The sequence below is a fragment of the Bacillus swezeyi genome (assembly GCF_030908325.1).
GTDB lineage: Bacteria > Bacillota > Bacilli > Bacillales > Bacillaceae > Bacillus > Bacillus swezeyi.
In genome coordinates this window covers 3089721-3110479 of the sequence record NZ_CP133085.1, presented here as the reverse complement: position 1 = coordinate 3110479, position 20759 = coordinate 3089721, and the positions used below count along the sequence as shown (strand labels likewise).

Genomic DNA, 20759 nt, shown 5'->3' with positions numbered 1-20759 from the left:
TAACCTGTAATCTATCAGACGGATAAGGCATGTAGCCTGTCCAAATCGAGTTTTTTTATATAACAGACGCAGGCCTCGGCAGATGTCAAAGCTGGGGTCTGCATTCTTCGGAGAAAAAGGCACTTGCGCCGAGTACCTTTTCGTCCCTGGTGAGAAACTCGGCTAAAGGGCGCTCACGTCCCGTGAGAAACGCCGAGTACCTTCGTCCTGAAGGCATGATTTTTTATAGGTTAGAGGTGTTTATTTTGAAAATATCAACTAAAGGCAGATACGGGCTGACGATTATGATCGAGCTTGCTAAAAAGCATGGGGAAGGTCCGACTTCTTTGAAAAGCATTGCCCAGGCAAACGATTTATCTGAACACTATTTGGAACAGCTTGTTTCACCTTTGCGTAATGCCGGGCTTGTGAAAAGCATCCGCGGTGCGTACGGCGGCTATATTCTCGGCGATGAGCCTGCGTCTATTACGGCGGGCGATATTATTCGCGTGCTGGAAGGCCCGATCAGCCCTGTTGAAGTGCTTGAAAATGAAGAGCCGGCCAAGCGCGAGCTGTGGATCAAGATTCGCGATGCCGTCAAAGAAGTGCTTGACTCAACAACGCTCGAGGATTTGGCAAGCTATACAGAAGGCGAGCAAGAAGCCTATATGTTTTACATTTAAGATTGAGGTGTAATCTAGGATGGAACGGATTTATTTAGATCATGCAGCGACTTCTCCGACCGACCCCAGGGTAGTGGAAAAAATGCTGCCATACATGACGGAAAATTTTGGAAACCCTTCAAGCATACATTCTTTTGGAAGGGAAAGCCGAAAATGGCTTGATGAAGTGAGGGCGCTGATCGCTGAAAAAATCGGAGCGCATCACAATGAAATCGTTTTTACGAGCGGCGGGACCGAAGCCGATAATATGGCCATATTAGGCAGTGCGCTTGCACTGAAAAAACAGGGCCGCCACATCATCACAACAAAGATCGAGCACCATGCTGTTCTCCATACGTGCAACAGGCTGGAGGAGATGGGGTTTGATGTCACATATCTTGATGTGGACCAGTGCGGACGGATTTCGGCAGGACAGGTTGAAGATGCGCTGCGTGATGACACCATCCTTGTCACTGTCATGTACGGGAATAATGAAGTGGGGACGCTTCAGCCGATTGAAGAAGTCGGAGCGCTTTTAAAAGACCATCAGGCTTTGTTTCATACGGACGCGGTTCAGGCCTTTGGGTTTTTACCGATTCATGTAAAAGAGAGCCATATCGATATGATGTCTGTCTCCGGACATAAATTGAATGGTCCGAAGGGGACAGGCTTTTTATACGTCAGTGAAAAAGTGAAGCTGGACCAGATTCTGTTTGGAGGCGAACAAGAGCGCAAACGCCGCGCTGGAACGGAGAATGTTCCGGGAATCGCCGGACTAGGAGAAGCTGTTTTGCTTTCAACACAGGAAAGAAAAGAAAAAACGGCGCTCTACCGCCGATTTAAGGAAATGATCGTCAAAACGCTTGAAACAGAAGGCGTCTCATTTGATGTGAATGGAAGTGCGGAGCACAGCCTTCCGCATATTTTGAACGTGTACTTCCCAGGGGTTTCGGTTGAATCGCTGCTCGTCAATTTGGATATGGCGGGGATTGCGGTGTCGAGCGGATCGGCCTGCACAGCCGGATCGGTCCTTCCATCCCATGTTCTCTCCGCCATGTTTGGAGACGAGGCAGACCGGCTGACGTCATCGATACGCATCAGCTTCGGTTTCGGCAATACAGAGGAACAGGTGAATCGGGCCGCTAAAGAGCTTGCGAAAATCGTCAAGCGCCTGTCCTAAGCATGTCGGGGAGCGAAGCTAAAGATTCGCATCCGGTCCGAGAATGATGTTATGATCTGAAAGGACAAGTATATGAATTGATTTATTGGAGTTGATGAAAATGACGAAGCGGCCTGAGGATACACGGGTAGTCGTCGGAATGTCCGGAGGCGTAGATTCATCTGTGGCAGCCTTATTGCTCAAAGAGCAGGGCTATGATGTCATCGGAATTTTTATGAAAAACTGGGATGATACAGATGAAAATGGATTTTGCACGGCGACGGAAGATTATGAAGATGTCATTAAAGTGTGTAATCAAATCGGCATTCCATACTATGCAGTTAACTTTGAAAAACAATATTGGGAAAAGGTTTTTCAATATTTTCTAGATGAATATAAAGCGGGAAGAACACCGAATCCCGATGTTATGTGCAATAAAGAAATTAAATTTAAAGCCTTTTTAGAGCATGCTCTGTCACTTGGCGCGGACTATTTGGCCACAGGCCATTATGCAAGGGTCGATCGCACGGACGGCCGGGTCAAGATGCTGAGAGGGCTTGATGAAAATAAAGATCAAACCTATTTCTTAAATCAGCTGACAGAAGAGCAGCTGAGCAGAGTGATGTTTCCAATCGGCGAGCTGCAAAAAAGCCGAGTCCGGGAAATCGCAAAAGAAGCGGGGCTTGCGACAGCGTCAAAAAAAGACAGCACAGGCATCTGCTTTATAGGAGAACGGAATTTCAAAACATTCCTCAGCCAATATCTTCCTGCGCAGCCGGGGGAAATGAGAACGATGGAAGGCGAGGTCAAGGGCCGCCACGACGGTTTGATGTATTATACGATCGGGCAAAGGCACGGCCTTGGCATCGGTGGAAGCGGAGACCCTTGGTTTGTCGTTGGAAAAGATCTCGAAAAAAATATTTTATACGTTGATCAAGGCTTTGACAATCCGTTGCTTTATTCTGAAAAAATTACGGCGACAAATGTAAGCTTTGTACATGACGAAATCGTTGCCGATGAGTCTGAACTTTCCTGCACCGCCAAATTCCGCTATCGTCAAGCCGATCACGAAGTCACTGTCAACATGACCGGAGACAATGAAGCCGAAATCGTCTTTAAAGAGCCCGTCCGCGCCGTCACGCCGGGACAAGCGGTCGTCTTTTACAGAGGCGAAGAATGCCTTGGCGGAGGGACGATTGATGATGTATATAAAGACGGACAAAAACTTTGGTATGTATAAAAATCGGGGCATTAAGCTGAAAGCTTAAAGCTAGAGCGGCTGTCGACAATGTCGATGGCCTTTTTTAAAATAGAAGACGAAAGGGAGAGAGCTTTGGATTACAACCAAATCGGAATTGAAGCCATGCAAAAAGGCGATTTTGAAAAAGCGGCTGAAGCCTTTACAAAAGCGATTGATGAAAACGGCGGAGATGCCGTTCCATACATCAACTTTGCAAATCTGCTGTCAGCGGTCGGTGAATTGGATCGGGCGCTCAAATTTTATGAAAAAGCAGTCAGCCTTGATGAAAAGGCTGGAGCCGCGTATTATGGGGCGGGAAATGTATATGTGATGAAAGAACGTTATCAAGAGGCGAAGGATATGTTTGAAAAAGCGTATCGTACAGGCATGGAAAACGGCGACTTGTTTTATATGCTCGGCACCTCGTTGATGAAGCTTGAGCAGCCGAAGCTTGCGATGCCTTATTTGCAAAGGGCGGCAGAGCTGAATGAAGCGGATCATGAAGCGCGCTTTCAATACGGTATGTGCCTTGCTAATGAAGGCATGCTGGATGAAGCGATTGAGGCGTTTTCAAAAGTAACAGAGCTCGATCCGTCACATGCAGACGCGTTTTACAATTTAGGCGTGGCTTACGCTTTTAAAGAAAATCGGGAAAAAGCGCTTGACATGCTGAATCAGGCCATCGCGATCCAGCCCGATCATATGCTCAGCATACGAGCTAAACAGCTGCTCGAAGAAGCTTGATTTAAACAAACCTAAGACCGGAGAGCTCAAAAGGAGGGGGGGAGAAAAGTGAAGCAGCAACAAAATCCGGATCAAATTGAAATGGACGAAGCCTCTTTTCTGAAAGGAACGGTATCAACGGTCATTTATCATAATGAAACAAATCTTTATACCGTTCTGAAAGTGAAAGTGCAGGAAACATCGGAGTCTTTCGATGAAAAAAACGTTTCCGTGACGGGGTACTTTCCTGCGATCTTTGAAGACGAAACCTATACATTTTACGGAAAAACCGCCTCCCATCCGAAGTTCGGCCTGCAATTTCAAGCGGATCATTTTAAAAAAGAAGTCCCTACGACAAAGGAAGGGGTCATTCAATATTTAGCAAGTGATTTATTTGAAGGCATCGGCAAAAAAACGGCTGAAGAAATCGTCAAAAAGCTTGGAGAAGGCGCGATCAACAAAATTTTAGGCGACGCTGCCGTGCTTTATGATGTGCCGAAGCTCTCCAAAAAAAAGGCGGAAAAGCTTGCCGCTGCACTCCAGAAGCACCAGGGGCTTGAGCAGATTATGATCTCCTTAAGCGAGTTTGGTTTCGGACCGCAGCTTTCCATGAAAATTTATCAAGCATATGAATCAGAAACGCTTGATAAAATCCGCGAAAATCCGTACCAGCTTGTCAAGGATGTAGAAGGAATCGGCTTTATCAAGGCTGATGAACTCGGCGGCAGAATGGGGATCTCAGGCAAGCATGCAGAGCGGATCAAAGCGGCGATTTTATATGCGATTGAAGCAGCATGCCTTCAGGAAGGTCATACGTACATACAAACAAAACAGCTTATCATTGAAACCCAAAAGCTGTTAAACCAATCGTCCGGCGATGAAAAAGTGACGGAAATGGATGTGGCCGATGCGATTATAGCGCTCGGTGAACAAAAAGAACTGTTCGTCGAGGATGACAGATGCTACTACCCGTCGCTTTACTATGCCGAACAAAGCTTTGCCAAAAGAGTTCAGAAGATCGCGGATCAAACCGAATATGATGAACAGTTTCCCGAGTCCGAATTTTTGCTTGCTTTAGGCGAGCTTGAAGAACGGATGCAGGTTCAATATGCGCCAAGCCAAAAAGAAGCCATTCAAAAAGCGCTGATGTCGCCGATGCTGCTGTTGACGGGTGGCCCGGGTACAGGGAAAACAACCGTCATCAAGGGAATCGTTGAATTGTACAGCGAGTTGCACGGCTTGAGTCTAAATCCTGCTGATTATAAAAAAGATGAAGCATTTCCATTTGTATTGGCTGCGCCAACAGGGAGAGCCGCGAAGCGGATGAGCGAGTCGACCGGCCTCCCGGCTGTGACGATCCACAGGCTCCTTGGCTGGAACGGTGCTGAAGGCTTTACACATGATGAAGACAATCCGATCGAAGGAAAGCTAATCATTATCGATGAAACAAGCATGCTTGATATTTGGCTTGCCAACCAATTATTTAAAGCGATTCCCGACCATGTACAGGTGATTATGGTCGGGGACGAGGACCAGCTTCCATCGGTCGGTCCCGGCCAGGTGCTTAGAGACCTTCTGGCATCAAATGCCATTCCGTCAGTCAGATTAACTGATATTTACAGGCAGGCAGAAGGGTCTTCGATTGTGGAAATGGCCCATGAAATGAAAAAAGGGAGACTTCCGAATCATTTGACAGCGCCGACAAAAGACCGTTCTTTTATCCGCTGCCGCCAGCAGCAAATCAAAGAGGTTGTTGAAAAAGTCGTCAAAAATGCGCTGCAAAAAGGATATACTGCGCGGGACATCCAAGTGCTCGCTCCGATGTACAGAGGCACGGCCGGAATCAATGAATTAAACTCATCTTTGCAAAATATTCTGAATCCCCCGAAACCAAAGGGAAGGGAAATGAAGTACGGAGATGTCGTATATCGGACCGGCGATAAGATTCTCCAGCTCGTCAATCAGCCGGAACACAATGTATTCAATGGCGATATGGGCGAGATCGTTTCGATTTTCTATGCGAAAGAAAACACGGAAAAAGAAGATATGGCGGTCGTCTCTTTTGACGGAAACGAAATCACTTTCACAAAAAAAGATTTTAATCAATTTACACATGCGTATTGCTGCTCCATTCATAAATCACAAGGGAGCGAATTCCCGATTGTCATTCTTCCCGTCGTGAAAAGCTATTATCGGATGCTGAAAAGAAATCTGCTTTATACAGCCATCACAAGAAGCAAAAAATTCCTGATTTTGTGCGGTGAAGAAGAAGCTCTTGCATGGGGCGTCAAAAACAAAGAATCATCAGAAAGACAGACATCACTCAAAAGAAGGCTTCTGCAGGCGGCGCATGAAGAGGATGAGGAGCTGATGGCGCTGCAAAAAGAACTGCCATTCAGCGTATATGACGCCAATATCGGAATGGAAGGCATCACACCTTTTGATTTTATGGAAAAAGAAGCGGAATAAGTGTTTTTCCATGGAATCCATTTCATCGTATGAGTCTCTTCCCAACGGCAGAACATAAGACTGTTCGGAAAAAGGTGGTTGATCACACTTTGAGAACATGCAATGAGCTCGAAGGACTCAATGTTTATGAAAAACAGTCTTCTCTTTTGCTTGGGCTGATTACAGATATCTGCTTTTCACAAGAAGGGACATGTCTTGGATTGATCATGGAAGAGAAACGGCGGTTTTATCATCACCGTTCACTCCTTCCGCTCCCCTCTGTCACAGACATCAGAAGTGACGGCGTATATGTCGATTTCACCGAATTTAAGCCGATGCAAATCCCAAAGCAAAGCTTTTCATATGACCAGTTGAAGCAGAAAATGGTCAAAAACGGCTCTGGTGATACTTTGGGGATACTGGAAGATGTATACTTTTCTTCCGGCTCGGGCATAATCGTAGCATATGAACTTTCGGACGGTTTTTTTGCCGATTTGTCAGGCGATAAAAAGCAGGTCCAGTCATCTGGAGAACCGCTTGAAGTAGGCAGAAGCACAATCGTCTTGAACGAATAAGAGGTGTGTTCAAATGCTAATTTGCCCGAATTGCAAAAGCAAAAACATCGGCAAAATCGGTGTGAATCAATATTATTGCTGGGGATGCTTCATTGAGCTGACTCTTTCCAAAGGAAAAATTTCAACTCATCAAGTCGAAGAGGACGGAACATTGAGCAGTCTGGATGATCTGTTTACAGATGACGAACGTACGATGAACCTTTGAATGGAGGTTAGACATTTGAATCGGACAATGACTTCTCTCATTTCTTTAGGAGCCGGTGCTTTCATGTACTACATGGCCACACAAAACGACATGATGAATAAACGAAACATGAGAAGACTCAGAAGACGCGTCATGAAAATGTTTTAACAGCAAGGGGTGCCCTTTTAAGGGCATCCTTTTTTCTTGGGGAATAAATACAAACAGATTTCAAAAGCTAACAAGGGGTGAAAAAAATGCTGAAAAAACCGCTGCAGCTTTTAATGTGGATCTCGATTTTTATGCTTTTATTATTGACTGTCTATATTTTTTTGCAGCTCAGAATGATCTGGGAGCCGGTTTATATCTTAATTAGATCGATTCTGATCCCTTTGGCGATTGCGGTTTTTATCACATATCTGCTTCTGCCCGTCGTTGAAAAAATACACCGCGCGGGCGTGCCGCGGACGCTGAGTATTTTGCTGATTTACTTCTTGTTTTTTGGGGGACTCGGCTATGCCTTTTATAAAGGCGTACCCATTCTCATCAAACAGCTGACTGAGCTGTCTGAAGGCATTCCCCATCTTGCTGCCTCTTACGAAAATATGTTAGATAAACTGCATCATCACACAGATGGCTGGCCTGACGGCATGCATGACAGAATCGACAAGTTTGTCAATCAGACAGAAGAATTCGTGGGAAGCTGGGCGGAACGGACGATCACAAGCATCCGCTTTATTTTTGATTATATGCTTGTCGCGGCCGTTATCCCCTTTTTGGTGTTTTACATGGTGAAAGATATCGACACGATGAAAAAAGCCGTATGGTATTTGACGCCTCCTTCGTGGAGGAAGAGAGGTGGCGAGTTCATTAAGGATGTTGATGACTCGCTTGGAGACTACATCAGGGGCCAGCTTTTTGTATGCCTTGTGATCGGTTTGGGAGCCAGCCTCTCATTTTGGTTTTTCGACCTGCCTTATCCGCTTATCCTCGGCCTTGTCATTGGAGCGACAAACGTCATTCCGTATTTCGGTCCGGTCATCGGCGCCATTCCTGCTGTCATGATTGCCGCCGCACTGTCGACAAGGCTCGTGATCATTGTCGTTATCACCATTTTGACTTTGCAGTTTATTGAAGGCAATATTCTCGGACCGCTAGTTGTCGGGAAAAGCCTCCATATGCACCCTGTCGTCATTATGCTCGGACTGCTTGCCGGCGGAGAATTGGCCGGAATCATCGGCATGATTTTAGCCGTGCCGGTGATGGCTGTCCTCAAGGTAATGCTCGCCCATTTTGTGGCGGCAAGAAAGGCTTGAACGTGAGAAGTTGACATTCCCGTTTACCTTGTCTATAATTTCGAAATAGACATACATACGTATCTCGACTGACGGATCCGAGTATACTGAAGCCCTGTTTTATAGAGAGAAGCTCCGTGGTGGTGAAAGAGTTTCAGCAGAAGATCAGTAGAAGCTAATCCTGAGTGCAGGCGAAAACCTGCCGTCTTTATCCGGCGTTACTCGGATATAAAGGTGATGGGCGTCTATTCGCCCATAATCAGGGTGGTACCGCGAGAGGAGCTCTCGTCCCTGTGTAAACGCATGTTTGCATAGGGCGGGGGCTTTTTATATTGCATGTGATTAACTAAAGGAGGAATAATAATGAAGGCATTAACATCCGCACAAGTGCGTCAAATGTTTTTGGATTTTTTTAAAGAGAAAGGGCATGCAGTAGAACCGAGCGCTTCTCTCATTCCGCATGAAGATCCTTCACTGCTTTGGATCAACAGCGGAGTCGCAACCCTGAAAAAATATTTTGACGGACGGGTGGTCCCGGAAAATCCGCGCATCTGCAATGCGCAAAAATCAATCCGGACAAATGATATTGAAAATGTCGGAAAAACAGCGCGCCATCATACGTTTTTTGAAATGCTCGGAAACTTTTCGATCGGTGATTATTTTAAAGAAGAGGCGATCGAATGGGCGTGGGAATTTTTAACCGCTCCAAAATGGATCGGCTTCGACCCTGAACGCCTGTCCGTTACAGTCCATCCGGAAGATGATGAAGCTTACGAATTATGGGCGAAAAAAATCGGCGTTCCCGAAGAGCGGATCATCAGACTGGAAGGGAACTTCTGGGATATCGGAGAAGGCCCGAGCGGTCCGAATACGGAAATTTTCTATGATCGCGGAGAAGCCTACGGAAATGATCTGACAGATCCGGAGCTTTATCCCGGCGGAGAAAACGAGCGGTACCTTGAAGTATGGAATCTCGTGTTTTCCGAATTCAACCACAATCCCGACGGAACGTACACACCGCTTCCGAAGAAAAACATTGATACAGGGATGGGTCTTGAACGGATGGTATCCGTGATTCAAGATGCCAAGACGAACTACGATACAGATCTGTTTATACCGATCATTAAAGCGACTGAAGCCATTTCAGGAGAAAAATACGGTACTTCAGCAGAAAAGGATACCGCCTTTAAGGTTGTGGCGGATCATATCCGGACGGCTGCGTTTGCGGTCGGCGACGGAGCGCTTCCGTCCAACGAAGGACGCGGCTATGTCATCAGAAGGCTGCTCCGCCGTGCTGTGCGCTATGCAAAGTCAATCAATATCAACCGCCCGTTCATGTATGAACTCGTTCCGGTTGTGGCCGACATTATGGCTGCTTTTTACTCCGAGGTCAAAGAGAAAACGGAATTTATCGCGAAAGTCATCAAAACGGAAGAAGAGCGTTTCCATGAAACATTGAATGAAGGCTTGGCCATTTTGTCTGAAGTCATTCAAAAAGAGAAAGCAAAAGGAAGCAGCGTCATTCCCGGTGAAGATGTCTTTAAACTGTATGATACGTACGGATTCCCTGTCGAACTGACGGAAGAGTACGCTGGAGATGAGGGCATGAAGGTCGATCATGAAGGTTTTGAACGCGAAATGGACAAGCAGCGCGAACGCGCGCGCCAGGCCCGCCAGGAAGTCGGCAGCATGCAGGTTCAAGGCGGCGCTCTTCGCGATGTCATGACCGAAAGCGAGTTTATCGGCTATACGGATATGAAAACGGAAACCAAAATCGCCGAGCTTCTGCAAGACGGCGAACTTGCCGATGCGGTTCATGAAGGCAATGCTGTTCAATTCATCTTAGAGAAAACGCCATTTTATGCCGAAAGCGGCGGACAAATCGGCGACAAAGGCTGGGTAAGAAGCGGTGAGGCTGTGGTTCGCATCACAGATGTCAAAAAAGCGCCAAACGGCCAGCATCTGCATGAAGGGATCGTTGAAAGCGGAACAGTTGAAAAAGGCATGAACGTAACAGCTGAAGTGACAGACCGTCTTAGAAAAGATATCGTCAAAAACCATACGGCGACACACCTTCTCCATCAGGCGTTGAAAGATGTGCTCGGAACACATGTCAACCAAGCCGGATCACTCGTGTCAGACAGCCGTCTGCGCTTTGACTTCTCCCATTTCGGTCAAGTGACAAAAGAAGAGCTCGAACAAATCGAAACAAAAGTGAATGAAAAAATTTGGGATTCGATTCCTGTTCAAATTGACTTAAAGCCGATCGATGAAGCGAAAGCAATGGGAGCCATGGCATTGTTCGGAGAAAAATACGGGGATATCGTCCGCGTCGTCAAAGTCGGAGACTACAGCATCGAGCTGTGCGGAGGCTGCCATGTGAAGAATACCGCTGAAATCGGCCTCTTTAAAATCGTTTCAGAATCAGGCATCGGTGCCGGCACCCGCCGGATTGAAGCCGTAACAGGCCAAGGAGCCTACCAGGAAATGAATGCCAAGCTCGAGCTTCTCGAACATGCCGCAGAAGTTCTGAAAACCAATGTGAATGAAGTTCCGAAGCGGATTGAATCACTGCAGTCTGATTTAAAAGATGCGCAGAGGGAGAATGAATCCCTGCTTGCTAAGCTCGGCAACAAAGAAGCGGGAGAGATTTTGGAAAAGGTAAAAGAAATTGGCGGAATCAAACTGCTCGCGGAAAAAGTCAATGCCAAAGATATGAATCACTTGCGCACGATGGTCGATGAACTGAAAGCGAAATTAGGCTCAGCTGTAATCTTGCTCGGAGCGGTTCAAAATGAAAAAGTGAATATTTCTGCCGGAGTTACAAAAGATTTAATAGAGAGAGGTTTCCATGCTGGCAAACTTGTCAAACAAGTCGCTGAAGCGTGCGGTGGCGGCGGTGGCGGTCGTCCTGATATGGCTCAGGCAGGAGGAAAACAGCCTGAAAAATTGGAAGAAGCTTTATCTTCTGCAGAAGAATGGGTGAAATCCGTTTTATAAATGGCCGATGTAGTGTAGAATGATGATAGAGAAGGTATTCAGGCTGAAACTTTGCCTGCGAATTTGGGAAAGAGGTGCAAAACGGTGAGCTCATTTGATAAGACGATGAAATTTAACTTTTCCGACGACTCAATGGAGACAAACGTAAATGAGGTGCTGATAACCGTCCACGACGCGCTTCAGGAAAAAGGCTACAACCCGATCAACCAAATTGTCGGATATTTGCTATCAGGTGATCCCGCTTACATTCCAAGGCATCAAGATGCACGCAATCTGATTCGGAAAATTGAGAGAGACGAGATAATCGAAGAACTGGTTAAATCGTACTTAGAACAGCATAAAGAGGCGTAAAGATGCGAATATTAGGTCTGGATTTAGGTTCAAAAACGCTCGGCGTCGCACTCAGCGATGAAATGGGCTGGACGGCGCAGGGAATTGAAACGGTCAAAATTGACGAAGCGAGCGGTGATTACGGGTTGAGCCGCCTCGCTGAGTTAACGAAAGACTATACAATAGATAAAATTGTACTCGGGTTTCCCAAAAACATGAACGGTACCGTCGGCCCGAGGGGAGAAGCCAGCCAGAAATTTGCGGAAGTGCTTGAAGAAGCATTTCAAATTCCCGTTGTGCTTTGGGACGAGCGGCTCTCGACGATGGCAGCCGAAAAGATGCTGATTTCAGCAGACGTAAGCAGGCAAAAACGGAAAAAAGTAATTGATAAAATGGCTGCTGTGATGATCCTGCAAGGATATCTCGACAGCCTAAACTAATGAGGTGATCATAATGGAACACGGAGAAAAAAACATTACGATTGTAGACGATAAAGGAAATGAACAGCTTTGTGAGGTTCTCTTCACATTTGACAGCGATAAATTTGATAAGTCCTATGTGCTGTACTATCCGATCGAGTCACAGGATGAAGAAGAAATTGAAATTCATGCTTCAAGCTTTCAGCCGAATGAAAACGGTGAAGACGGAGAATTGATGCCGATCGAAACAGAAGAAGAATGGGATATGATCGAAGAGACGCTGAACACGTTTTTAGCGGATGAAGAAGAGGAAGAATAAAAAAAGCTGCCGCAAGGCGGCTTTTTTTATGAAAACATTTTGTAATAAATTGCCGAATGAAAACGAATCATGTAGTATATAGCATGGGAGGAGAGGAGGACATAAATGTTTGAAGATCAGACCAAGAAATCGTTCATTAAAAAACTCCTTAATCATAAAATAAAGTTTTGGCTGGCGGTTGCGGCCGTGCTGCTGATTTTAGGCGCGGGCGGCTTTTCGCTGTATGTCAAATCAGCTCTTGAACCGGTCGATAAAAATAGCCAAAAAATGGTCAACATCTATATTCCGAAAGGATCGACTGTTTCTTCCATTGCTGCGAAATTAAAAGAACAACATTTAATTAAAAACGAAAAAGTATTTATCGCCTATGTCAAATTTAAAAACGCCCCCGGCTTCCAAGCGGGAAACTTCCAGCTGAGCCAATCAATGGACCCTGCCGGCATGATTGAAAAGCTGACAAGCGCGTCGCACGTGCCGGCCTTTAAAATCGTTATTCCTGAAGGCAGACAGCTCAGCGAAATCGCCGACATTATCGCCGGAGAAACCAACTTCTCCAAACAAGACATTATGAACAAGCTTGATGACCGGGAATTTATCGAGACATTAAAAAAGAAATATCCGAAATTGATCACGGACGAGGTGTTCAGCAAGAACATCAAACATCCGCTTGAGGGATATCTCTATCCTGCGACATATCCTTTCTATGATCCGGATACGAAGCTTGAGGCCATCATTGAAGCGATGATCAAGCAAACCGAAAGACTTGCCGAAAAATATCAGTCACAGATGAGCGATCAAAAAATGACTGTTCACAAAACGCTTACAATGGCATCTTTAATTGAAGAAGAAGCGACGGAAAAAGCGGACCGCCATAAAATTTCCAGCGTATTCTACAATCGTTTAGCCAAAAAGATGCCGCTGCAAACAGATCCGACTGTTTTATATGCGCTTGGAAAACATAAACACCGTGTCGTCTATAAAGACCTTGAGGCAAATTCCCCATATAATACGTACAAAAATACCGGGCTTCCGCCAGGACCGATTTCAAATGCGGGGGAAACATCCTGGGAAGCAGCATTAAACCCGGATAAAACAGAATATGTCTACTTTCTCGCTAAGAAAAACGGAGAAGTTGTTTTTACAAAAACACTTGAAGAGCATAATCATGCAAAATCAAAGTACATCACCAACACTCAGTAGCGAGCAGGCAAGGCCGGAAGGGAATGAGGGGAGAGTAAAAAATACTCTCCTTTTATTCGCAAATGCAATGGTTTTATGGTAAAATATATCGGGTTGTTTATTCGAGAAAAGACATTCACTGCTTTAGGAGAGTTCTAAACATCTGACCTAAAGCTCTTTTTATGAAAGGGAGGCTCTCTGCCCGTGAAGATCGGACACCAGGAACTAACCGGCTATCTGGAACAGCTTATCAAGCCCCGGCCGCCGGAAATTATGAAATTGGAGGCCTATGCCGAGGAGCATGGCGTGCCCATTATGGAACCGACCGGAATTGAAGCGCTGCTTCAGCTTCTTTCACTCAAAAATCCGAAAAAAATTCTTGAAATCGGCACCGCAATCGGATATTCGTCTATCCGAATGGCGCTTGCACTCCCTGAAGCAGAAATTTTTACGATTGAACGGGATGAAAGAAGGTATCAAGAAGCGATTAAAAACATTCAGTCCTTCCAGCTGGAAAACAGAATCCACGTTTTCTTCGGAGATGCGCTCAGCGAGTCGGACGCCGTTCACTCGATGGCTCCTTATGACGCGCTTTTTATTGATGCCGCAAAAGGACAGTATCAGAAGTTTTTCACCATATATGAGAAAATGCTCGCAGAAGGCGGGATCATCTTCACCGATAATGTCCTGTTCAAAGGGCTCGTCGCCGGAGACTACAATCAAATCGAAAACAAGCGCATTAAAAAGCTTGTATCCAAAATAGATCATTATAATCATTGGCTAATGGAACATCCGGATTATCAAACGGCAATCTTGCCGATCGGAGATGGCTTGGCCGTTAGCAAAAAAGAGGTGAAGGGATATGAAAAAACCTGAACTGCTTGTAACACCGACAGCTGTTCAAGATATTAAGCCATTGGCTAAGGCGGGCGCCGACGCGTTTATCATCGGCGAACAAAGGTACGGTTTGCGTTTGGCCGGGGAATTTTCCAGAGCGGACGTTCAAGAAGCCATCCGCGAGGCCCATGAAGAAGGGGCAAAAGTTTATGTGGCAATGAACGCGATTTTTCATAACGATAAAGTCCCCGAACTGAATGACTACCTTTCATTTTTGGACGAGGCAGGCGCCGATGCTGTCGTTTTCGGCGACCCGGCGGTCTTGATGGCTGCTCGCGAATCAGCGCCAAACATGAAGCTCCACTGGAATACGGAAACGACCGCAACGAATCACCACTCCTGCAATTATTGGGGGCGTAAGGGAGCGAAACGCGCGGTTTTGGCGAGAGAGCTGAACATGGACAGCATCATCGACATTAAAGAAAAGGCTGAAGTGGACATCGAAATCCAGGTTCACGGCATGACGTGCATGTTCCAGTCAAAGCGTTCGCTGATCGGAAACTATTTTGAATACCAGGGAAAAGTCATGGATATCGAAGGCAAGAAAAAAGAAAAAGGCATGTATCTTCATGACAAAGAGCGCGGCAACAAATATCCGATTTTTGAAGATGAAAACGGCACGCACATCATGAGCCCGAATGATGTATGCATCATTGACGAGCTTGAGGATTTAATTGATGCCGAAATCGATTCGTTCAAAATTGACGGCATTTTAAAATCAGCCGACTACATGGCAGAAGTGACAGCCATGTACCGCGAGGCTATCGATCTTTGCGTCTCAGACAGGGAAGCATACGAAAATAAAAAAGAACAATGGATCGAGCGGATGGAAGGCCTCCAGCCCGTAAACCGCAGTATCGATACCGGATTCTTTTACAAAGAGACCGTATATTAAAAGGAGGGATCACCATGTCTGCAGTACAAGATAAAATTTCCAAAATCGTGAATGGGAAGCGCGTCATTACGAAAAAGCCTGAACTTCTTGCACCGGCGGGAAATTTGGAAAAGCTGAAAATCGCCGTGCATTACGGAGCAGACGCGGTATTTATCGGCGGACGTGAATATGGACTCCGCTCAAACGCAGATAATTTTTCCATTGAAGAAATGGCTGAAGGCGTTGAATTTGCCCAAAAATACGGTGCCAGGATATATGTGACGACAAATATTTTTGCACATGAAGAAAACATCGACGGCCTTGAAGCTTATTTGCGCGATTTGCAAGGTGCCGGCGTCTCGGGTATTATCGTTGCCGATCCGCTGATCATTGAAACGTGCCGGAGGGTCGCTCCAAAGCTTGAAGTGCACTTAAGCACCCAGCAGTCCCTTTCAAACTGGAAAGCTGTTCAGTTTTGGAAGGAGGAAGGTCTTGAGCGGGTTGTGCTTGCACGTGAAACGAGTGCGCTTGAGATCAAAGAAATGAAAGAAAAAGTCGACATCGAAATCGAAACGTTCATTCATGGTGCGATGTGCATCGCCTATTCAGGACGCTGCGTACTGAGCAATCACATGACGGCCAGGGATTCAAACCGCGGAGGCTGCTGCCAGTCCTGCCGCTGGGATTATGACCTGTACCAGACGGACGGGGCAAATGCGCTTCCGCTTTATCAAGAAGAAGATGAGCCGTTTGCAATGAGCCCCAAGGATCTGAAGCTGATCGAATCGATTCCGCAAATGATTGAAATGGGCATTGACAGCTTGAAAATTGAAGGACGGATGAAATCGATCCATTATATTGCAACAGTCGTCAGTGTCTACAGAAAAGTGATCGATGCGTATTGTGCAGATCCTGAAGGCTTCGTCATCAAGGAAGAATGGCTGAAAGAACTGGACAAATGCGCAAACAGAGACACGGCGCCGGCCTTCTTTGAAGGAACACCGGGCTATGAAGAGCAAATGTTCGGCGTACACGGCAAAAAGACGACATATGACTTTGCCGGCCTTGTCCTTGATTATGATGAGGAAACAAAAATCGTGACGCTCCAGCAGCGCAACTTCTTTAAAACCGGAGATGAAGTTGAATTTTTCGGTCCGGAAATTGAAAACTTCACATGCAAAATTGAAACGATTTGGGACGAAAAAGGCAATGTACTTGACGCAGCCCGCCATCCCCTGCAAATCGTCAGATTTAAAGTGGACAACAAGATCTATAAGAGCAACATGATGAGAAAGGGGCAGTAATGGCATGGGGAAGAAACCGGTAGTCATTGGAATAGCGGGAGGCTCAGGATCCGGCAAGACGAGCGTCACCAGATCCATTTATGAACAGTTCAAGGGCCACTCCATTTTAATGCTCGAGCAAGATTTGTATTATAAAGATCAAAGCCATCTGCCATTTGAAGAACGGCTGAACACAAACTATGATCATCCGCTTGCATTCGATAATGACTTTTTAATCGAGCATTTAAACGAATTGCTGGCACACAGGCCGATTAAAAAGCCGATTTACGATTACAAGCTGCATACGCGCTCAGAAGAAGTCGTGCATGTCGATCCGAAAGATGTTATTATTTTGGAAGGAATCCTTGTTCTCGAGGATGAAAGGCTCCGCGATTTAATGGACATCAAGCTGTATGTCGATACGGACGCCGACCTGCGGATCATCAGAAGAATGCTTCGCGACATTAAAGAACGGGGACGCTCGATTGATTCTGTCATTGAACAGTACATCTCCGTCGTCAGACCGATGCACAATCAATTTGTAGAACCGACAAAACGCTATGCTGATATCATAATTCCGGAAGGCGGCCAAAACCGCGTCGCAATCGACCTGATGGTTACAAAAATACAAACAATTCTTGAACAAAACGCGATTTTATAATAACATAGCATAGACAAAGTCAACTCTGACCATATTATGTATAGAAAATGAAGGGATCTCGCTCGAGCCCTTCTTTAACTGTATAACCACGATTAACCGGAGCCTTCCATCCGGTTTTCATTATACTTTACAAATATGGGAGAGAAGAAGGGGACATGGGTTGTCCTCATTCTTGTATATTCAAGTCTATACTCTCACATACAAGTGATGAGGGACCAACTAGAAGGAGTGAAGGAACATGGCACAAGAGAAAGTATTTCCAATGACAGAAAAAGGGAAGCAAAAACTTGAAGAAGAACTTGAGTATTTGAAAACGGTTAAACGGAAAGAGGTTGTGGAGCGGATCAAGATTGCAAGAAGTTTCGGCGACCTTTCTGAAAACTCCGAGTATGATTCGGCAAAAGAAGAACAGGCCTTTGTAGAAGGGCGTATTACTACACTTGACAATATGATTCGAAATGCAAAGATCATTGAAGACGATATTGAAAATTCAAATATTGTCGGACTTGGCAAAACCGTCACATTTACAGAACTTCCTGACGGTGAAGAAGAATCTTATACGATTGTGGGCAGCGCGGAAGCCGATCCGTTTGAAGGAAAAATCTCAAACGATTCCCCAATTGCCAAAAGCCTTATCGGCAAACAGGTCGGAGACGAGGTTACCGTACAGACGCCCGGCGGAGAAATGCTTGTAAAAATTGTGAAAATTTCATAAAATTTGTTTAGCAAACCATGACCTCGTCCACAATGTGGATGAGGTGTTTTTATAATGAGAATACGAAAGCGTATGAGATGGGTGTCGATTTTAATTTCGGCTGCATTATTATTTTTGCTGATCAGACTGGCGGAAATTCAATTGTTTTTTACGGAATCCTTTTCAAAACGGAATGTGAACTTAATTCAGGAAAGCGTCAAACAGCGCACGGAAGAGGTTCAGATTTCAGACGGGAGAGGATCTTTTTTAGACCGCAACGGCGAACATTTGTCCGTCAGCCAAAAGCCAGCCATTGTCTTATTTCCTTTTTTAAAAAAGCAGCCATGGCCGATTGAAGAAGCTTCAGACATTTTAAACATGTCTGAAGCAGAGCTCAATGAAAAGCTGGAAAAGGCGAAAAAACCCGTCATTCTCACCAAAAATGAAGAAAAGACCTTTTCGAAGACGGCGCTCGAAAAAATCAATCAATTGAAATATCCGGGGATCTACGGCGTATACATAGAAGAAACAGAAAAAAACAGACTGGCTTCCCATACGATTGGAATGACAAATCAAGACCCGGACCTTCTCCGCAGCAAATATCCGCATAAAGACGGGCTATCCATCAGCACGAAAATCGGCACCTTCGGGATGGAACGGACATTTGACGAGTTCCTGCTTCCCGAGCAAGATACAAAACTGTTATATCATGTCGACGGATTGGGAAACCCTTTGTTTGGCATGGACGTCAAATATACGGCAGATGCCAATCCATTCTATCCGCTGCAAATCAAAACAACGATCGATAAGCAGGTTCAGCAATCGCTGGAAGATGTTTTGAATGAACACAAGTTGCAAAAAGGCGGGGCTGTTCTGCTCGACATTGAAAACAGCAGTGTGCTGGCCATCGCCAGTAAACCCGATTTAAACATGGCTTCACAAAAAACACGGCAGAACTACATGATGACTCCGATGTATCCGGGTTCCGTTTTTAAAACCGTGATCGCTGCAGCAGCCATCGAAAACGGCTTGGACCATCCATCAAAAACATTCAACTGCAATTTGAATCTGTACGGTGAACCCGGGGAAGACAAAGGGAAGCTGAACCTGGCAGACAGTTTTGCAGAAAGCTGCAATTACACCTTTACGAATCTCGCTGGACAGCTTGTGGAAAAAAACAGCTCCATCATCGAAGATACAGCTCAAAAGCTTGGCTTGACCGAACGTGTCGGGTGGGAAGGGAAGCTTTATCATCAAGACCATTTCAGGCAGTTTTACCATGAAGTCACCGGGTCAATCTGGGGGGATGAACGAGATAAAAAAATCAAAAAAGCAGTAGCGCAGACCGCCATCGGCCAAAAGAATGTAAAGCTGACCCCTTTGGAGATCGCCAATATGATGGCGACCATCGCGAGAGGCGGGGAGAAAAAGCAAGTCAAAGTCGCAGACCAGATCGAATACAAAAACGGCACAATGATGACGACTTTTAAAGATCAGAAGCTCTCAGGAGAAATGATCGATTCATTTACAGCCCAAAAGCTGCAAAAACTGCTCAGAAAAGTCGTTACATCTGATAAAGGGACAGGCCGGCGCTTCAGCGATCTCCCCTTTGATGTAGCGGGGAAATCGGGAACGGCGCAGACAGGCCGGCAGTCAAAAGATAAAAAAACGCTTTATCATAAGTGGTTCGCCGGCTATTTTCCGGCGGACAAGCCGAAATATGCGCTCGCTGTCGTCCATATGGACACGCCGGATGGCAAGGCTGCGACAAATGCTGCATTTTATGATATTGTTAAAAAAGTATATGAAATTGAAAAGAACCAGACATAGAAGAAAGCCTCAGGTGATGATAAAATAAGAAACGAGGCAAGAGGGAGTAAAGGAGTGCAAAGAATTGAGCAAAACAAGGGAATCTCGATTTGAAAATCGTGATAAGCGCAGGAAAGCGAATCTTGTGCTTAACATTTTAATAGGCATTGTGTTGGTGTTAATTGTTGTCGTTGCCAGCAGCCTGATGATGAACAGCCCGAAAGAGCAAGCGCAGCAGGATGTCTCGAAAAACGATGAACAGACGACAGAAGCGCCTGCATCTGGCAATAAAAAACAAACCTCTGATGAAGATATAAAAGATGAGAATAAAGGAAAAAACGATTCTGCTGACAAAAAAGACGCCGAATCAGATTCCGAAAAAGATAAAGATCAAGAGAATGCTTCAGACGACGACAAATCAAAATCCGATGATCCGTTTGAAGGAGCTGAAGTGACAGAAGGAGGCTCCAGCGGCAATGTCGAAAAGACGATCATCAATCCGAACTGGGAGCCTGTTGGAACAAAACAAAGCGGAGAACATACGGCCACATATGATTCTTCATCACAAGACTGGACGGAGATGCTTGAGGCGATCTCTTATGCAACAGGTGTTTCCAAAGACAACATGACGGTGATCTGGCTCGGAAACAACGGCGGTCCTCAAGATGCAAAAGGAACGATTCAGGCTACGGACAGCGGAGATAAATATCAGGTAGCCATCACATGGGTAGATGAAAAAGGCTGGAAGCCGACAAAGGTGGAAAAGCTGAAATAAAGGAAAAAGCGGCGGTTTAATCAAACCGGCCGCTTTTTTATGATTCAGCTTTAAAATGAACAGCTGCATTGTATATCATCCGTCCGTCAACGACTGCCGTCTGGTGGGAAACCGAATGGACCCTCAGCAAAAGGGCCAGATTATTTTCAATTTGTTCGTTCACCTTCTTTTCAAGCTCCTCTACGGTCGGCGCTTCAAAAAACTCAATTTTATCTTTGATCAGATCCAGTTTGAATGACATAAACCAATCCTCCATG

General features: G+C 45.6%; 22 protein-coding genes. 21 read left to right on the top strand and 1 reads right to left on the bottom strand.

Annotated features, from left to right (window positions below; genetic code table 11):
- Positions 1 to 245 precede the first annotated feature (245 nt).
- From cymR to RBH91_RS15295, 21 genes are all read left to right on the top strand, one after another.
- On the top strand, positions 246 to 662 hold the full coding sequence (gene cymR / locus RBH91_RS15395; RefSeq protein WP_076763402.1) for a cysteine metabolism transcriptional regulator CymR: 417 nt from the start codon (positions 246 to 248) through the stop codon (positions 660 to 662).
- A 19-nt stretch (positions 663 to 681) separates the two neighbouring features.
- On the top strand, positions 682 to 1821 hold the full coding sequence (locus RBH91_RS15390) for a cysteine desulfurase family protein (protein ID WP_307892128.1): 1140 nt from the start codon (positions 682 to 684) through the stop codon (positions 1819 to 1821).
- Positions 1822 to 1921: 100 nt separating this feature from the next.
- A complete protein-coding gene (mnmA, locus tag RBH91_RS15385; RefSeq protein ID WP_307892127.1) occupies positions 1922 to 3040 on the top strand; it encodes a tRNA 2-thiouridine(34) synthase MnmA in 1119 nt (372 codons plus the stop codon).
- A gap of 93 nt (positions 3041 to 3133) precedes the next feature.
- Positions 3134 to 3784, top strand: coding sequence for a tetratricopeptide repeat protein (locus RBH91_RS15380; RefSeq protein ID WP_076763520.1), 651 nt, complete (start codon positions 3134 to 3136; stop codon positions 3782 to 3784).
- 81 nt (positions 3785 to 3865) lie between these two features.
- Positions 3866 to 6232, top strand: coding sequence for an SF1B family DNA helicase RecD2 (gene recD2 / locus RBH91_RS15375; RefSeq protein ID WP_307894771.1), 2367 nt, complete (start codon positions 3866 to 3868; stop codon positions 6230 to 6232).
- Positions 6233 to 6321: 89 nt separating this feature from the next.
- Positions 6322 to 6786, top strand: a complete 465-nt coding sequence (locus RBH91_RS15370; protein ID WP_076763408.1) for a PRC-barrel domain-containing protein — start codon at positions 6322 to 6324, stop codon at positions 6784 to 6786.
- A gap of 13 nt (positions 6787 to 6799) precedes the next feature.
- Entirely contained in the window at positions 6800 to 6991 is a 192-nt protein-coding gene (locus tag RBH91_RS15365; RefSeq protein ID WP_076763410.1) for a YrzR-like zinc ribbon domain, read from the top strand.
- Between the two features lie 15 nt (positions 6992 to 7006).
- Complete coding sequence (locus RBH91_RS15360; RefSeq protein WP_076763412.1) at positions 7007 to 7138, top strand: DUF3918 family protein; 132 nt, start codon at positions 7007 to 7009, stop codon at positions 7136 to 7138.
- 86 nt (positions 7139 to 7224) lie between these two features.
- Positions 7225 to 8283: an AI-2E family transporter gene (locus tag RBH91_RS15355; RefSeq protein WP_307892126.1), complete on the top strand. Its 1059-nt coding sequence runs from the start codon at positions 7225 to 7227 to the stop codon at positions 8281 to 8283.
- 342 nt (positions 8284 to 8625) lie between these two features.
- A complete protein-coding gene (gene alaS, locus RBH91_RS15350) occupies positions 8626 to 11262 on the top strand; it encodes an alanine--tRNA ligase (protein ID WP_307892125.1) in 2637 nt (878 codons plus the stop codon).
- Between the two features lie 84 nt (positions 11263 to 11346).
- Positions 11347 to 11613, top strand: a complete 267-nt coding sequence (locus tag RBH91_RS15345) for an IreB family regulatory phosphoprotein (RefSeq protein WP_076763418.1) — start codon at positions 11347 to 11349, stop codon at positions 11611 to 11613.
- Positions 11614 to 11615: 2 nt separating this feature from the next.
- Entirely contained in the window at positions 11616 to 12032 is a 417-nt protein-coding gene (ruvX, locus tag RBH91_RS15340) for a Holliday junction resolvase RuvX (RefSeq protein WP_076763421.1), read from the top strand.
- 13 nt (positions 12033 to 12045) lie between these two features.
- The gene (locus RBH91_RS15335) at positions 12046 to 12330 is read left to right on the top strand and encodes a DUF1292 domain-containing protein (RefSeq protein WP_076763423.1); all 285 of its coding nucleotides are present in this window, start codon (positions 12046 to 12048) and stop codon (positions 12328 to 12330) included.
- Between the two features lie 105 nt (positions 12331 to 12435).
- Complete coding sequence (mltG, locus tag RBH91_RS15330) at positions 12436 to 13530, top strand: endolytic transglycosylase MltG (RefSeq protein WP_307892124.1); 1095 nt, start codon at positions 12436 to 12438, stop codon at positions 13528 to 13530.
- Between the two features lie 183 nt (positions 13531 to 13713).
- Positions 13714 to 14385 (top strand): O-methyltransferase, encoded by a 672-nt coding sequence (locus RBH91_RS15325; RefSeq protein WP_076763427.1) that lies wholly within the window; start codon positions 13714 to 13716, stop codon positions 14383 to 14385.
- Positions 14372 to 15301: a peptidase U32 family protein gene (locus tag RBH91_RS15320; RefSeq protein WP_307892123.1), complete on the top strand. Its 930-nt coding sequence runs from the start codon at positions 14372 to 14374 to the stop codon at positions 15299 to 15301. Before RBH91_RS15325 ends, RBH91_RS15320 begins: the two co-directional genes overlap by 14 nt.
- A gap of 14 nt (positions 15302 to 15315) precedes the next feature.
- The gene (locus RBH91_RS15315) at positions 15316 to 16584 is read left to right on the top strand and encodes a peptidase U32 family protein (protein ID WP_307892122.1); all 1269 of its coding nucleotides are present in this window, start codon (positions 15316 to 15318) and stop codon (positions 16582 to 16584) included.
- Positions 16585 to 16588: 4 nt separating this feature from the next.
- Complete coding sequence (gene udk, locus RBH91_RS15310) at positions 16589 to 17224, top strand: uridine kinase (protein ID WP_076763433.1); 636 nt, start codon at positions 16589 to 16591, stop codon at positions 17222 to 17224.
- Positions 17225 to 17462: 238 nt separating this feature from the next.
- The gene (greA, locus tag RBH91_RS15305) at positions 17463 to 17939 is read left to right on the top strand and encodes a transcription elongation factor GreA (RefSeq protein WP_076763434.1); all 477 of its coding nucleotides are present in this window, start codon (positions 17463 to 17465) and stop codon (positions 17937 to 17939) included.
- Positions 17940 to 17993: 54 nt separating this feature from the next.
- Entirely contained in the window at positions 17994 to 19748 is a 1755-nt protein-coding gene (locus RBH91_RS15300; protein ID WP_307892121.1) for a peptidoglycan D,D-transpeptidase FtsI family protein, read from the top strand.
- Positions 19749 to 19812: 64 nt separating this feature from the next.
- A complete protein-coding gene (locus RBH91_RS15295) occupies positions 19813 to 20502 on the top strand; it encodes a YrrS family protein (protein ID WP_076763437.1) in 690 nt (229 codons plus the stop codon).
- 37 nt (positions 20503 to 20539) lie between these two features.
- Here the strand turns inward: RBH91_RS15295 and RBH91_RS15290 are convergent, their stop codons facing one another.
- A complete protein-coding gene (locus tag RBH91_RS15290; protein ID WP_307892120.1) occupies positions 20540 to 20743 on the bottom strand; it encodes a DUF2536 family protein in 204 nt (67 codons plus the stop codon).
- Positions 20744 to 20759: the final 16 nt, after the last annotated feature.